We start from the raw sequence: 15,280 nt of genomic DNA on the forward strand, positions 1-15,280 counted from the left end.
CCTCGGGAAGCCCCTTCCCGACGGCGGGTCGGCACGGCTCGCGTAGGATGGTCATGTAGGTGCCGAGCTGTCGGCCTGGGATGGACTGCGCGTGTGTCGGGTCCGCGGACAGCTCTCACCGTCCGACGAACCCCCACTCGAAAGAGATCTGTGACCGACGCTGCTGTCCTGTCCGCTTCCGACCTCCCGCTCGACCCCTTCCTCGAGGACTCCCTCGACGGCGGGTCCGACGAGACCGTGAACGGTTTCGTCCCGCTCGGTCTCGACGACCGTGTGGTCTCCACCCTCGTCGAGCAGGGCTTCCAGACGCCGACGCCGATCCAGGCCGAGACGATCCCGCTGCTGCTCGCCGGCCGCGACGTCCTCGGTCTGGCCCAGACCGGCACCGGCAAGACGGCGGCCTTCGCGCTGCCGCTGCTCTCGCGCCTCGACGCGAGCGTCCGCGCCCCGCAGGCGCTGATCCTCACCCCGACCCGTGAGCTCGCGATCCAGGTCGCCGAGGCCGTCGAGTCGTTCGCGACCGGGCTCCCGCACGTCCACGTCGTGCAGCTCTACGGCGGCGCGCCCTACGGCCCGCAGCTCTCCTCGCTGCGCCGCGGCGCCCAGATCGTCGTCGGGACGCCGGGTCGCGTCGCCGACCACCTCGAGAAGGGCACGCTCGACCTCACCGACGTCGGGTACTTCGTGCTCGACGAGGCCGACGAGATGCTCAACATGGGCTTCCTCGAGGAGGTCGAGAACATCTTCGGCCTGCTCCCGGCCGACCGTCAGGTGGCGCTCTTCTCGGCCACCATGCCGACGGCGATCCGCGAGGTCAGCCGCAAGCACCTCAACGCGCCCGCCGAGGTGTCGATCAAGGGCAAGACGACCACGGCGGCGAACACCCGCCAGCGCTACGTCGTCGTGCCCGAGCGCCAGAAGGCCGACGCCCTCGCCCGCATCCTGCAGGTCGAGGACTTCGACGCCGCCCTGGTGTTCGTCCGCACCCGGCAGAACACCACCGACGTCAGCGAGGCGCTGAACCGCCGCGGGTTCTCCTCGGTCGCGATCTCCGGGGACCTGTCCCAGGGCCAGCGGGAGAAGACGATCACCGACCTGCGCGCCGGCAAGATCGACGTCCTGGTCGCCACCGACGTCGCGGCCCGCGGTCTCGACGTCGAGCGCATCAGCCTGGTCGTGAACCACGACCTGCCGACCGACCCCGAGTCCTACGTGCACCGCATCGGTCGCACGGGGCGTGCGGGCCGCTCCGGCGAGGCGATCTCGTTCGTCACGCGCGGCCAGATCCGGCTGATGCGGACGATCGAGAACACCACCCGCCAGAAGGCCGAGGAGATGTCGGTCCCCGACACCGACGAGGTCAACGCCCGGCGTCGCGCCCGGTTCGCCGAGCGCATCACCGCCGAGCTCGGGGGGCACGACGACGGGGGCGACTCCATCGACGTGTTCCGCCGCGTCATCGACGAGTACGTCGCCGAGCACGACGTCGACCCGCTGGCCCTCGCCGCGGCGCTCGCGAAGATGGTCCAGGGCGGCAAGCCGCTGCTGGTCGACGAGCTGCCGACGCCCCCGGTGCGGGGCGAGAAGCGCGGCCGCGACGACAAGCCGGCCCGGGGCCAGGGCAAGCGCCCGACCACGGCGTCCTCCTGGGACGTCGGGTCCGGCACCGACACCTACCGCATCGACGTCGGGCACAACCAGCGGGTGAAGCCGGGCGCGATCGTGGGTGCCATCGCCAACGAGGCCGGGCTCGACTCCGCGCACATCGGGCACATCGACATCCGCACCGACCACACCCTGGTCGAGCTGCCCGCCGACGTGCCCGACCCCGTCGTGAAGCGCCTCCAGCGGGCGCGCGTGGCGGGCCGACCGATGGGTCTGCGTCGCGCGTCCGACTCGGAGCGGGCCGGTTCGGGCCCGCGCCCGGAGAAGCGCCGCGCCCCGAGCCGTGACCGTCGGGAGCGCTCGCCCCGCTAGTCCGTCCCGACCGAAGGGCCCCCTCGCGCGAGGAACGCGCGAGAGGGCCCTTCGCTCGTTCGGGAGCGACCCGGCGGCGGGCGCCCACGGCCCGTCCATCCGCGCGAGGGGACCCTTCGCTCGGGACCGCGCCACATCGGGTGGCCGCGATCGGGACCCGCGCCTACCGTCGGATGGCATGACGCGCTCGGTCGTGATCGTCGGTGGCGGACCACGCGGGACCGGGGTGCTCGAACGACTCGTCGCCGGCGCGGCCGGCGCCGGGGTCGACGCCGCACACCCGCTGGACGTGCACCTCGTCGACCCGTACCCCGCCGGCGCCGGCCGCATCTGGCGCACGAAGCAGTCCGAGCTGCTGTGGATGAACTCCATGGCCGCCGACGTGACCATGTGGACCGACGACTCGGTCACGTGCGCCGGGCCCATCGTCCCGGGTCCGAGCCTCATCGAGTGGGCCGAGGAGGTCCGCGCCGCCCACGCCGAGCCCGAGGGCCGCGTGGGGGAGGAGATCCGGGCCCTGACGCCCGCGACGTTCCCCACCCGGCAGCTGCAGAGCCACTACCTCGCCGCCGTGCTCGAGAGGGTGCTCGACTCCCTGCCCGAGGGTGTCCGCGTCCACGTCCACGAGCAGCGGGCCGCCGGAATCGTCGACGGCGACCTGCGCCGCGTGCGACTCGAGGACGGGGAGGTGCTCGACGCCGACGCCGTCGTGCTCGCCTCCGGCCACCTCGACGCCGCCCCCACCGACGACGAGACCGCCCTGCTCCGCTGCTCGCAGCGGCTCGGTCTGCGCTACTTCGCGCCCGAGCAGACGACCGACTCCGACCTCGACGCCATCCCGCCGGGCGAGACGGTGATCGCCCGCGGCATGGGCCTCGCGTTCGTCGACCTCATGGTGCTGCTCTTCGAGGGCCGCGGCGGCCGGTTCGTCGAGGAGCCCGAGGGTCCCGACGACGGGTCGGGGCGGGGCCGGCTCACCTACGTCCCGTCCGGCCGGGAGGTGTCGCTGCACGTCGGGTCCGGCCGCGGCGTGCCCTACCACGCGAAGACCGAGTACACGCTGATCGGTCCGCGCCCGCCGCTCCCGCGGTTCTTCGGCCCGGACCAGGTCGCCGCGCTGGCCGCCCGGCAGGGTGGGGTGAGCCTGCGCGAGGACGCCTGGCCGCTGATCGCCAAGGAGGCGGGCTGGGGCTGGTACCACGAGCTGTTCCACGGCCACCCGGACCGCGTCACCGGCGACTGGGACACGTTCGCCGCCGCCTACGCCGAGGTGGACTGGTACTCCGCGGACCGGGAGCGCCTGGTCGAGCGCCACGTGCCCGACGAGGCCGACCGCCTCGACTTCGAGCAGCTCGACCGTCCGCTGGACGGTCTGCGCACGGACCTCGACACGCTGCAGAAGTTCCTGCGCAACTACATCAGCGACGACCTCGCGCGCCACGTCGACCCGCGGCACACCGAGGAGCTGGGGGCGTTCACGGCCCTGCTGAGTGCGTTCATGATGTCGGTGGAGCTGGCGAGCCGGGGCGGGCTCACCGCGAAGTCGCGGGCCCGGGACCTCGGCTGGTGGCAGAACCTGTTCTCGTCGATGGCCAGCGGCCCGCCCGGGCCTCGGCTGCGTCAGATGCTCGCGCTCAACCGGGCCGGGTACGTGACCTTCCTCGGGGCCGGGCTCTCGGTGGAGATCGACGAGGCGAGCGGGGTCTTCGTGGCCACCGGCGCCGCCGTGGACGGCCCGCCGACCCGGGCCACGACCTTCGTCGACGCCCGCCTCGCCTCACCGAGCGTGCGCCGGACCTCCGACCCGATGCTGCGGTCGCTGATGCGCGCCGGGCTGGTCGACGAGGAGACGCTGAGCTGGAACGCGTGCTCCCGCGGCGACGACTACTCGGGCGTGATCGAGCACGCCACCGGGCTGCTGCCGGTGGACCCCGCCGACCACCGGGTGCTCTTCGGGCCCGAGGAGGAGCCGCACCCGCGCCTGTTCGCGATCGGCCCGCACACCACGGTGCGCCTGCCGGGTGCCTTCACCCGGCCGAACACGAACAGCCTGAGCTTCCGCGCCAACGACGCGGTCGCTCAGGCGCTCCTCGCGATCACCGACGACGACTGAGCGGCCGAGGCGGCGTCGCGGACCCGGGCGCGCTCACGGAGGCGCTCCAGGGTCTGGGACAGCAGCCGGGAGACGTGCATCTGGGAGATCGACAGCCGCTCGGCGATCTCGGACTGCGTCTTCTCGTGGACGAAGCGCAGCACGAGAATGGTGCGCTCGCGCTCCGGGAGCGTGCCGACGAGGTCGCGCACGAGGGCGCGCGACTCCACGTGGGCGAGGTCCGGGTCGTCGTGGCCGAGGACGTCGGCGACCGTGGTGTCGGTGCCCTGGGTCAGGGTCGAGTCGAGCGAGTCCGGCCGGTAGGAGTGGTGCGCCGAGATCGCCTCGATGACCTCCTCGCGGTCGATCCCGAGGTGCTCGGCGAGCTCGGTGGCCGTGGGCGCGCGCCCGAGCTGCTGGCCGAGGGCGGTCGACGCGGTCCCGACCTGCAGGTAGCGGTCCTTCACCCCGCGCGGCGTGCGGATCGTCCACGCGGCGTCGCGGAAGTGGCGGCGGACCTCGCCCATCATCGTCGGCACGGCGTAGGACAGGAAGTCCCGCCCCTGGTCCGGGTCGAACCGGCGCAGGGCGTGCAGGAGCCCGATCGCGGCGACCTGCTCCAGGTCGTCCACGGACTCGCCGCGCCGGGAGAAGCGTCGGGCGATGTTGCGGGCGACGGGCCGGAAGGCGTCCGTCAGCTCGGCGACCAGCTGGTCGCGTCGCGGGTCGACCGCCGGCAACGTGGAGAGTTCCTCCAGCTGCGGGGCGTACTGGTCGTAGGCACTGGTGCGCTCGGACACGGGCAGACCTCACAGACGCGCATGGATGCGGTCCGCCTGGCTGCGGTGTGAACCACGACGGGGGAGCAGGGGCCGCCACGATCTGGGCAGGCCCGGAACCAAGACTGGTTGCTCAACCCTGGGACATCGGCATTCCCCGGGGACGGGGACCTAAACATCCCGACGACGGGTCCCGCCGGGGGGACCCGTCGTCGGGACGGGGTGTCAGCGGGTGAAGACGATCTTGCCGGCGGTCTCGCCGTCGAACATGGAGCGGAAGCCGGTCCCGGCCTCGGTCATCGGCAGCTCCTGGCCGACCTCCGGGGTGATGCCGGTGGTCGCGACGAAGTCGAGGAGGTCGCGCAGCTCGTCGAGGGTGCCCATCGTGGAGCCGACCAGGTTCTTCTGCAGGAAGAACATCTGGGCGAGCTCGGCGGGCGGCTGGTTGCCCGAGGTGGCGCCGGAGCAGACGATCGTGCCGCCGGGCACCAGGGAGCGCACGGAGTGCTTCCAGGTGGCCTCGCCGACGGTCTCGAACACGGCCTGGACCTTGCCGGGCAGCTTGCCGCCCGACTCGAAGACCTGGTGGGCGCCCAGGCGCAGCGCGAGCTCGCGCTTCTCCTCGGTGCGGCCGGTGACCCAGACCTGCATGCCCGCGGCGCGCCCGAGGGCGATCAGGGCGGTGGAGACGCCGCCGGAGGCGCCCTGCACGAGCATCGTCTGCCCGCCGCGCAGGCCGGACTTGGTGAACAGCATGCGGTAGGCGGTCAGCCACGCGGTGCCCATGACGGCCCCGGAGACGGCCGACATGCCCTCGGGGCGGGGGAGCGCGTTGCGCTTCGGGACGACGACGTAGTCGGCGAAGCTGCCCTGGGCCCACTCGGTGAGCATCTTGCGCTTCGGGTCGAGGGTCTCGTCGCCCTTCCAGTCCGGGTCACCCATCAGCGAGTGCAGGACGACCGGCGTGCCGTCGTCGAGCGTGCCGGCGCCGTCGCAGCCCAGGATCATGGGGAACTGCTCGGGCTTGATGCCGACGCCGCGCAGCGTCCACAGGTCGTGCATGTTGAGGCTCGCGGCCTCGACCTTGACCCGCACCCACCCCTCGGGGACCTCCGGATCGGGACGCTCACCCACGACGAGGGAGGCGAGCGGGTCGTCGCTGTTGGGCTCGGACGCGTAGACGGCGAACATGGCGCCGAACCTATCGGGGAGCGCCACCGCGCGCCCGGACGACGGAGCGCAGCGGAGCTCGCCGACGGCGGCCCGGTACCGTGGCGGCCGTGCTGCACGCCGTCGCGACCTGGTGGGACGGGGTCGAGCTCTGGCTCACCCAGCTCGACTTCACGCTGCAGGTGATCATCGTGGTCGGCGTCGTCGGCCCGGCCTGCTGGGCGGTCGCCGCCCTCGTGGACACCCTCGTGGAGCGGACGGTCGCGTGGCGTCTCGCCGCCCTCGAGCGGCGCAGCGGTGCGGCCGACTAGTGGGCCGCTGCTGATGGACCGCCGTTATGCCCGGCTCTGGGTCACGGGCACCCTCGTCGCGCTGATACTGCTGGTCCTCGTGCTCAACCTGCGCTGAGTCTCACGAGGACGCGGCCCACCGCGGCGGACGCTTCTCCGCGAACGCGGCCATGCCCTCCTGGCCCTCCTCGGAGGCGAAGAACCGCGCCGACAGCGCGAGCATGGCGTCGAAGTCGGCCGCCATGTCCTCCGCGGGGGTGCGGCGCAGCATCTCCTTGGTCGCGGCCAGCGCCAGCGGGGCGCCCAGGGCGAGCATGTCGACGTAGCGGTCGACGGCGGTGTCGAGCGCGTCGGGTTCGACGGCGGCGTTGAGCAGCCCGACGGCGGCCGCCCGGTCGGCGTCGAAGACCTCGCCGGTGAGCATCAGCTCGTGCGCGGCCCGGGGAAGCAGGCGGGGGAGCACCGGCACGGAGATGACGGCGGGCACCACCCCGATGCGCACCTCGCTGAAGGCGAAGGTCGCGCCCTTCGAGTCCGCGCCCGCCCGGCTGGCGACCGCGATGTCGCACGCCGCGACGAGGCCCACCCCGCCGGCGCGGGCCGGGCCCGCGAGCCGGGCGACCACCGGCTTCGACGAGGTCCACAGCGTGCGCAGGATGTCGGGGAACTCCTGGACCCCCTGGTCGCCGGCGCCGGCCCCGCGCGACTCGCGCAGGTCCATCCCCGAGCAGAAGACGGTGCCGGTGTGGGTCAGGACGATCACGCGCACGGCGTCGTCGGCGAGGGCCGTGTCCAGGTGGCCCCGCAGCTCACGGCGCAGCTGGGCGGACAGTGCGTTGCGGTTCGACGGCGAGTCCAGCGTGACGGTCGCGCGGCCCGCGGCGACGTCGAGGTGCACGAGTTCGGTCACGGGCGGCACGGTAGCCGCCCCACCCCGGTGGCAGGAACGCGTCGTTGCTGTCGCCCGGTGACAGCAACGACGCGTTCCTGCCACGAGGGGGAGGGGTCAGCGGACCACGCCGGCCCGCATGGCGAGGGCGACCATCTGGGCGCGGTCGCCCGTGCCCAGCTTGCGCCCGATGCGGGACAGGTGGGACTTGACCGTGAGGGCCGAGAGCCCCAGTTCCGTGCCGATCTCGGAGTTGGAGTGACCGTCCGCGACCTGCTGGAGCACCTGCACCTCACGCGGCGAGAGCTCGCGCGGGGCACCGTCGACGGCGGCGATGCGGGTCCCGGTCCCGTTCGGCGTCGCCACCGAGGCGTCCGGCTCGACGACGCGGCACACGCCCGAGTCGGAGGTCAGGTAGGCCAGCGCGCCGACGCCGAAGGCGGCCTGGGCGGCGGTGTGGTCGTCGGGGCCGACCGCGACCGCACGCCAGCCGTCGGCCCGCAGCTCGGCGATGAGGGCGAGCGCGTCGCCCTCCGCGAGACCGAGGTCGACGACGGCGAGCTCGCACGGCGGGCCGGAGCGGGCACGACGGCGGGCCTCGTCGGCCGAGGACGCCTCGTGCACGGTGCCGGCGCCGGCCTCGGCGAGGGACCGCATGAGCACCTCACGGCGTCGCTCCTCCCCGTCGACGACGAGCACCGAGAGGCGGGCGCGGTCGTCGTCGGGACCCGAGGTGGCCGGGGCGAAGAGCGCACCGGGCACGGCGCGGTCCGCGTGCGGGGTCCGTGCGGCCGGGATCATCGCCGGACGGGTGTCACCCGAGGGAGCGGCAGCCTCCGGGCGGACGAAGGACTGGTGATCGATGAGCGGGAACACACCACTCCATCGGTCGACCCCCGATCAGGCTTGAGCGCCCCGGTCGAGGTCGAGGTGCGCTCACCGGTCCGGCGAGCACGCGCGGTAGGAACGAATGACACCGGTGTCGTCCGGGAGGCCACCCGATCAGTCGTACGGAGTCGGCGGCCGTGAGGGATCGGGCCGGTCGGCGCCTGCCCGCTGCACCACACGGAGCAGTGAGACGAGTGACGTGGATCACGCTACAGCTCGATGGACGCAAGCCCCGGAGACAGCGTGGCCCACCGCTGACGCCGGACGTCAGGGGTGGGCCACGGCTGACCGGTGGGCGCTACGACCCGGCGACCGGCGTCCGGGCGCCCCGGGCGGACTGCTCCAGGACCACGTCGTGCCGGGTGCCGCCGACACCGATCGTCAGCGTCTCCGCCCGCGGCGCGTGGCCCGGTGCGGAGCAGATCAGCAGGGCCGTCCCGGGGCGGGCGCGCAGCGTGAACGTGCCCTCCGAGTCGGTGCGGGCCCGCCCGATCTGGTGGCCGCTCGCGTCGGTCGCGGTCAGGGTCGCGCCGACCGGGCGGCCCTCGGCGGTGGTGACGCGGCCGGTCAGGACGGCCCCCGACGGTGCGCCGTTCCTGTCGTTCGACGCCGGCAACGACGCGTTCCTGTCATCGGAGGTGGGCGCCGCGGCGTGCGACACCGTCGGCGCCGGGAGGGCCGGGCCGGCCGGGTCGCCCTCGGCGGGCTCGACCCGGTCGGCGTCGTCCTGCCCGTGCACGTACTTGCCGCCGCGGAAGAGCGACGCGATCGCCCCGACCAGCGACACCGCGATGGCGACGGCGAAGACGACCACGAGACCGTCGTGGAAGGCGCCGGTGACGAGGTTCGGGAAGAACTGCTTGCCGACCAGCGTCGCGGCGTTGCCCGGCGGCAGCGCGCCGAGCACCTGCGGGCCGAGGATCTCGGCCATGGGGTTGTAGCCGAGAAACGCGGCGAACAGGGTGCCGACCGGCGGCAGCGCCGCGACCTGCTGCGCCACCGGGAGCGGCACGTTCTGCGCGGTCAGGCCGCCGAGGAGCGCCGCGGGCATCGAGGACGCGAGGCCGGCGATCAGCATCGAGAAGAAGATGCCGATGGAGAGCGCCATGCCGGAGTTCTGCAGCGTCGACATCATGCCGCTGCCCGCGCCGCGCTGGTCGGCGGGCAGCGAGTTCATGATCCCGGTCATGTTGGGGGAGATGAACAGCCCCGACCCCACGCCGTTGACGAACAGGATCGCCGCGAACCACCAGTAGTTGAAGTCCGTGGGCAGGATCAGCAGGCCGACGAAGGTCAGGGCGACGATGACGAGGCCGCCGGTCGCGAACAGGCGCGCGCCGAACCGGTCGGAGAGCACGCCCGAGATCGGCGCGGAGATGAGGAAGCCGACCGTCAGCGGCAGCACGTAGATCGCCGACCAGAGCGGGGTCTGCTCGTAGTCGTACCCGTGCAGCGGCAGCCAGATCCCCTGCAGCCAGATGATCAGCATGAACTGCAGGCCGCCGCGCGAGAGGGCGCTCATCAGGGTCGCGACCAGGCCCGACGTGAACGCCCGGATCTTGAACAGCTCGAGGTGGAACATCGGCTGCGTCACGCGGGTCTCGACCACGCAGAAGATCGCCAGCACGACCACGCCGCCGATGAGGCAGCCGAGGACGAACGGGTTGGTCCACCCCTCGGCGTGCCCGCCGTAGGGCTGGATGGCGTAGATGACGCCGACGAGCAGCAGGATCAGTCCCACGCCGAAGGTCAGGTTGCCCCACCAGTCGATCTTGTGTTCCCGACGGCCGGCGGGGTCGCGGAGTGTCTTGTACGCCCAGATCGTGCCGAGCACCCCGAACGGCACGCTGACCCAGAACACGAGGCGCCAGTCGACCTCGGAGAGCACGCCACCGACCAGCAGGCCGATGAACGAGCCGCCGATCGCGGCCACCGAGTTGGTGCCGATCGCGAAGCCGCGTCGCTCGGCGGGGAAGGCGTCGGTGAGGATCGCGGTCGCGTTCGCCATGAGCATCGCGCCGCCGATGCCCTGCACCACGCGCACGAGGATCAGCCACAGCGCGCCACCGCCCCCGGAGAAGGGGTCGAGGGCCAGCGCGATCGAGGCGACCGTGAACACCGCGAAGCCGGCGTTGTAGATCTTGGCGCGGCCGTACATGTCGCCGAACCGGCCCAGCGTGACCACCAGCACCGCGGTGACCAGCATGTAGCCCATGATCATCCACAGCAGGTAGCTGATGTTGCCGGGCTCGAGCGGGTTGATGCCGATGCCCCGGAAGATCGCGGGCAGCGAGATGAGGACGATCGACGAGTTCATCGTCGCCATCAGCACGCCGAGCGTCGTGTTCGACAGGGCGAGCCACTTGTACCCGGGGTGGTCGGGATGCGCCCGGGACACGGGCACGGGCGCCTGCGCGGTCGTGGTCATCGGTCGGACCTCTGATCGTTAGGACGTGCAACGACAACCGTTGCATTGTGCACCTATCCACGGTGGGCGGCACCTGTGACGTGCGTCCGACCCGGACGATCCCCGGGATGCGACACGGCAGGGTGGCCCGACGTGGAACTCGTCAGCGGTCGCCGGGTGATCGTCGACGCGGAGCGTCCCCCGCAGGAGTACGCGGCGGTCCTGGTCGACGGCGGCGTGGTCGTCGCGGTGGGACCGACGGCGGAGCTGGTCGCCGCGCACCCGGACGTGAACCACCGAGCCTTCCCGGACGCGACCGTCCTGCCCGGTCTGATCGACGCCCACGTCCACCTGGCCTTCGACGTCACGCGCGACCCGGTGCCCGCGCTCCGCGACGCCGACCACGCGGCCCTGCACGCCACGATCCAGGCCAACGCCGCCACCGTGCTCGCCGCCGGGATCACGACGGTGCGCGACCTGGGTGACCGCGACGGCCTCGTCGCGGCGTTCCGCGACGACGTCGCCGCGGGCGTCGCCCCGGGTCCGCGGGTCCTGACGGCGGGTGCGCCGCTGACCCCGCCGGGCGGGCACTGCTGGTTCCTCGGCGGCGAGGTGACCCGCGACGGCGTGCGGGCCGCCGTGGCGTCCCGGGCCGCGGCCGGGCTCGACGTCGTGAAGGTGATGGCGAGCGGCGGCATGATGACGCCGGCCGGGCCCGGGATCGCGGACACGCAGTTCGACCTGCCGACGCTGCGGCTGGTGGTCGAGGCGGCGCGGGAGGTCGGGCTGCCCGTCGCGGTGCACGCGCACGGCACGGCCTCGGTCGCGATGGCCGCCCGGGCCGGGGCGGACACGATCGAGCACGCGGGTTGGTACGCCCCCGGCGGCGGGCGGGACCTGGACGACGCGGTCGCCGAGCTGGTCGCGGTGAGCGGCGCGGTGACGGTGCCGACGCGGTTCCGGGGGTGGCCGGAGTGGCCGGAGCCCGAGCGCGAGGCCGCGCTCGCCCGACAGCGGTGGGCCGACGGGCACGGCATCCCGGTGCTGGTCGGGAACGACGCCGGCGCGGGCCAGGGGCGGTTCGACGACCTGTACGACGCGCTGACCTGGTACGTCGAGGTCGGGTGGACGCCCGCGCAGGTGCTCGCGGCGACGACGTGTCGGTCGGCGGACGCGCTGGGCCTCGGTGATGTGACGGGGCGCCTGCGGCCGGGCCTCGCGGCGGACCTGATCGTGGTCGACGGGGATCCGTTGGCGGACATCGGCGCCGTGCGGCGTCTCCGCCTCGTCTGCCGGCCCGGTTCTTGGCGCTGACGAGCCGAGGTGCACCCGCGGGACGGGGTGCGATGATCGAGCCCGACGACCCGTCGTCACCGTGCATGCCGACCTGGAGGCGCTCGTGCAGCTGTTCGACCTGACCGGCAAGGTCGCCGTGGTCACCGGCGGGACCCGCGGCATCGGGCTGATGATCGCCCGCGGCCTGCTCGACGCCGGGGCCCGCGTCTACATCAGCTCGCGCAAGGCCGCGGCCGGTGACGACGCGGTCCGCGAGCTCGCGCCGCACGGCGACGTCGTCTCGCTCCCGGCCGACGTGTCGACCGAGGGACAGTGCAAGCACCTCGCGGCGCTCGTGCGGGAGCGGGAGTCGGCCGTGCACGTGCTCGTCAACAACGCGGGCGCCACGTGGGGCGCGCCGCTCGAGGAGTACCCGGCCGAGGCGTGGGACAAGGTCCTCGACCTCAACCTCAAGGCGCCGTTCTTCCTGACCCGCGCCTTCGTGGATCTGCTCGAGGCCTCCGGGTCGCCGGAGGAGACGGCCTCGGTGATCAACATCGGGAGCATCGACGGGCTGCGCGTGACCCCGCTGCCGACCTACGCCTACTCGGCGTCGAAGGCGGGCGTGCACCAGCTGACGCGCGTCCTGGCCGCCGAGCTCGGGCCGCGGAACGTGCGGGTCAACGCGATCGCGCCGGGACCGTTCGAGTCGAAGATGATGGCGGCGACCCTGGCCGACCGCGGTGACGAGATCGCGCAGAGCTCCGTGCTCGGCCGGATCGGGCAGCCGGACGACATGGCCGGCGCGGCCGTCTTCCTGGCCTCCCGGGCGTCGGCGTACGTGACGGGTGCCGTGCTGCCGGTCGACGGGGGTATCTGGGCCGCGAGGTGAGCTCCGCTCAGGTGAGCACTTTTCCGTGTCCTGGCACGGATTAGTGCTCACCTGCGGGAGGCACCCCCGCGGCGTGACCGAGAAGTCGCTCGAAGCGACCCGCGTCGTCGACGCCCGCCCCGACCAGGTGTTCGCCCTGCTGGCGACCCCCGACCGGCACCCCGAGCTCGATGCCTCCGGCACCGTCCGCGGGTCCCGGACCCATCAGCCGCTCACGGGCGTCGGCGACGTCTTCGAGATGGAGATGCACGGCCGCGACATGGGCGACTACGTCGTCGACAACCACGTCGTGACCTTCGAGCCCGACGTCGAGATCGCCTGGGCGCCCGCGACCCACGGCGGTGACCGGGGCGGCCAGGTGTGGGGATACCGGCTGGAGGCGTGCAACGGCGGCGGCAGCACGCGGGTCACCCACGTCTACGACTGGTCCGCCGTGACCCTCGAGCGGCTGCTGCCCTACCTGCCGGTGGTCGACGAGGACGGTCTCGCCGCGACCCTGGACCGGGTGGCCGCGGCGGTGGAGAGCACGCCCTGACGCTCGTCCCGCTGTGCGCGAAGGGCACCGTCGGTCGAGTAGATCGACCGACGGTGCCCTTCGCTCGGTCAGGGTGGGTCACCAGGCGACGGCACCGCCGTCGACCAGCAGGTTCGCCCCCGTGACGTAGGAGGCCGCCCCGCCGAGCAGGAACACGACCGGCCCGACGAGCTCCTCGGTCTCGGCCATGCGCCCGAGCGGGATGTCCTTCGTGTACGCCTGCACGTGCGGCCACACGTCGGGGTGCTTCGCCATCGGCGTCGCCGTGTAGCCGGGGCTGACGGCGTTCACCCGCACCCCGCGGTCGGCCCACTCCAGCGCGAGCGACGTCGTCAGGTGCAGCACGCCCGCCTTCGCGGAGTTGTAGTGCACCTGGGACAGGCCGCGGTTGGCGATCGAGGCCGAGATCGACCCGATGTTGACGATGCTCCCGCCGCCGTGCGCGAGCATCGCCGCGCCCTCGGCCTGGCAGCACGTGAAGACGCCGGTGAGGTTGACGTCGATCAGCCGCTGCCACTGGGCGCGTGGCATCTCCTCGGCCGGGGCGTTGTCGTGCACCCCCGCGCAGTTGACGGCGTGACGGAGCGGGCCCAGCTCGTCCTCGGTACGTCGGACGGCGGTGGCCATCGCGTCGGCGTCGGCGACGTCGGCCTCGATCGCCAGGGCGCGGCGCCCGAGACCCTCGATGGCGGCCACGGTCTCCTTGAGGCCGTCGGCGGAGACGTCCAGGCACGCCACGTCGGCGCCGAACTCGGCGAGACCGAGGGCCACGCGGGCCCCGATCCCGCCGGCGGCTCCGGTCACCAGCGCGACGGGGGCACCGTCGACGTCCAGTCGGAACGACGGGGCGGGACCCGCCGGGAAGGGAGCCGTCACGCCTGCGACACCTGACGCGACTCGCGCTCGGCGGCGTGCTTCGCGGTGAAGGCGTTGATCGCGTCCCACTGCTTCGCGGCCAGCGGGTCGCGCACGCTGCGGGTCCAGGCCTCGTTCGCGAGCAGGCGACGGTCGGTCTTCTTGAACTTCGGGATCACGTGGTTCGCGAACAGGTGGTAGTGGTGCAGCGTCGCCTCCCACGGCGCCCAGTTGTGGGCGAACATCAGGTAGGCGCCGAACCCGCCCTTGGACTGCTCCTCGAGACGCTCGATCTGGTTGACGGCGTCGTCGACGGTGCCGATGACGCCCATACCCGACTCGATGACGAACTCGATGCGCTCCTTGGTGTTCTCACCCTGGACGCCGAGCTGTGGCGCGGCCGCGGTGTGCTGCAGGTAGTCGAACCACTCGTTGATGCCGTACTCGACGTCCTTGATCGCCTGGTCCTTGGTGTCGGCGATGTGCATCGGGCCGACGAGGCGCCAGCCCTCGCGGCTGGGCTCGGTGCCGTGCTCGTTCGCCATCTCCTGGACGACGTCCCAGTGCATCGCCAGGGCGTCGAACCCGGCGGCGCTCATCGTCGCGCCGATCGAGATCATGCCGAGGCCGTGCTTGCCCACCAGGCGCGGTCCGGACGGCGAGACGATCGCGGCGGTGGCGACCTCCGGGTGCGGCCAGGAGTAGGCGTCCATCTGCAGGCGCGCGTCGACCAGCTTGTAGCGACCGGTGTCGATCGAGATCGGCTCGTCGCTGGTCAGCAGGTGCATGAGGACGTCGACGTCCTGCTCGAGCGCGGCGCGCGCGTCGGCCGGGTCGAGGCCGAACATGCCGGCGTCGGTGGCGAGGGCGCCGGGGCCGACACCGAGGATCGTGCGGCCACGGGTGAGGTGGTCGAGCAGGATCAGGCGGTCCGCGATGTGGAACGGGTTGTGGTACGGCAGCGACATGACGCCGGTGCCGAGCTTGATGTGCTTGGTCACCTGGGCGACGTGGGCGATGAACAGCATCGGGTCGCCGATGAGTTCGACGCCGCACGAGTGGTGCTCGCCGAACCAGGCCTCGTCGAAGCCCATCTCGTCGAGGCGCTGCACGAGCTCGACGTCGCGCTGCAGCGAGTAGGTCGGGTTCTGGCCCACCGGCACGTGGTGCGGGGGCAGGAAGATGCCGAAGCGCATACGGGACACGAGGACTCCTCATCCAGCGCGGCGAT

General features: G+C 72.8%; 13 protein-coding genes. 6 read left to right on the forward strand and 7 right to left on the reverse strand.

Translation table 11 applies throughout. The annotated features are described in order from the left end of the window. Positions 1–150: 150 nt before the first annotated feature. Both QSK00_RS24620 and QSK00_RS24625 read left to right on the forward strand, forming a co-directional pair. Positions 151–1,977, forward strand: a complete 1,827-nt coding sequence (locus tag QSK00_RS24620; RefSeq protein WP_285595118.1) for a DEAD/DEAH box helicase — start codon at positions 151–153, stop codon at positions 1,975–1,977. Positions 1,978–2,155: 178 nt separating this feature from the next. Next, entirely contained in the window at positions 2,156–4,090 is a 1,935-nt protein-coding gene (locus QSK00_RS24625; RefSeq protein WP_285595120.1) for an FAD/NAD(P)-binding protein, read from the forward strand. Here the strand turns inward: QSK00_RS24625 and QSK00_RS24630 are convergent. Both QSK00_RS24630 and QSK00_RS24635 read right to left on the reverse strand, forming a co-directional pair. Continuing rightward, complete coding sequence (locus QSK00_RS24630) at positions 4,057–4,869, reverse strand: SigB/SigF/SigG family RNA polymerase sigma factor (protein WP_285595122.1); 813 nt, start codon at positions 4,867–4,869, stop codon at positions 4,057–4,059. The genes QSK00_RS24625 and QSK00_RS24630 overlap by 34 nt on opposite strands. A gap of 204 nt (positions 4,870–5,073) precedes the next feature. After that, positions 5,074–6,039, reverse strand: a complete 966-nt coding sequence (locus QSK00_RS24635; RefSeq protein WP_285595124.1) for a quinone oxidoreductase family protein — start codon at positions 6,037–6,039, stop codon at positions 5,074–5,076. Between the two features lie 89 nt (positions 6,040–6,128). On the opposite strand from QSK00_RS24635, the gene QSK00_RS24640 reads away from it, so the two are divergent. Beyond that, positions 6,129–6,329, forward strand: a complete 201-nt coding sequence (locus tag QSK00_RS24640; RefSeq protein ID WP_285595126.1) for a hypothetical protein — start codon at positions 6,129–6,131, stop codon at positions 6,327–6,329. 100 nt (positions 6,330–6,429) lie between these two features. Here the strand turns inward: QSK00_RS24640 and QSK00_RS24645 are convergent, their stop codons facing one another. The 3 genes from QSK00_RS24645 to QSK00_RS24660 form a co-directional block, all read right to left on the reverse strand. Continuing rightward, positions 6,430–7,218 carry an enoyl-CoA hydratase-related protein gene (locus QSK00_RS24645; RefSeq protein ID WP_285595128.1) on the reverse strand — a complete coding sequence of 263 codons (789 nt, stop codon included), beginning with the start codon at positions 7,216–7,218 and terminating at the stop codon, positions 6,430–6,432. Positions 7,219–7,314: 96 nt separating this feature from the next. Continuing rightward, a complete protein-coding gene (locus tag QSK00_RS24650) occupies positions 7,315–7,995 on the reverse strand; it encodes a response regulator transcription factor (protein WP_502872077.1) in 681 nt (226 codons plus the stop codon). Positions 7,996–8,383: 388 nt separating this feature from the next. After that, positions 8,384–10,513 carry an MFS transporter gene (locus QSK00_RS24660; RefSeq protein ID WP_352231170.1) on the reverse strand — a complete coding sequence of 710 codons (2,130 nt, stop codon included), beginning with the start codon at positions 10,511–10,513 and terminating at the stop codon, positions 8,384–8,386. Positions 10,514–10,645: 132 nt separating this feature from the next. Here QSK00_RS24660 and QSK00_RS24665 point away from each other — a divergent pair, with 132 nt between their 5' ends. From QSK00_RS24665 to QSK00_RS24675, 3 genes are all read left to right on the forward strand, one after another. Then, positions 10,646–11,806: an amidohydrolase family protein gene (locus QSK00_RS24665; protein WP_285595131.1), complete on the forward strand. Its 1,161-nt coding sequence runs from the start codon at positions 10,646–10,648 to the stop codon at positions 11,804–11,806. Between the two features lie 61 nt (positions 11,807–11,867). Beyond that, entirely contained in the window at positions 11,868–12,659 is a 792-nt protein-coding gene (locus QSK00_RS24670; RefSeq protein ID WP_285595133.1) for a glucose 1-dehydrogenase, read from the forward strand. Between the two features lie 73 nt (positions 12,660–12,732). Continuing rightward, entirely contained in the window at positions 12,733–13,194 is a 462-nt protein-coding gene (locus QSK00_RS24675) for an SRPBCC family protein (RefSeq protein ID WP_285595135.1), read from the forward strand. Between the two features lie 78 nt (positions 13,195–13,272). Here QSK00_RS24675 and QSK00_RS24680 read toward each other — a convergent pair whose 3' ends face one another. Both QSK00_RS24680 and QSK00_RS24685 read right to left on the reverse strand, forming a co-directional pair. Further along, positions 13,273–14,070: an SDR family oxidoreductase gene (locus QSK00_RS24680; RefSeq protein WP_285595138.1), complete on the reverse strand. Its 798-nt coding sequence runs from the start codon at positions 14,068–14,070 to the stop codon at positions 13,273–13,275. After that, on the reverse strand, positions 14,067–15,245 hold the full coding sequence (locus tag QSK00_RS24685) for an LLM class flavin-dependent oxidoreductase (protein ID WP_285595204.1): 1,179 nt from the start codon (positions 15,243–15,245) through the stop codon (positions 14,067–14,069). Before QSK00_RS24685 ends, QSK00_RS24680 begins: the two co-directional genes overlap by 4 nt. Positions 15,246–15,280 lie beyond the last annotated feature (35 nt).

The organism is Actinomycetospora sp. NBRC 106378 (genome assembly GCF_030269685.1).
In the GTDB taxonomy this organism is placed as follows: Bacteria; Actinomycetota; Actinomycetes; order Mycobacteriales; family Pseudonocardiaceae; genus Actinomycetospora.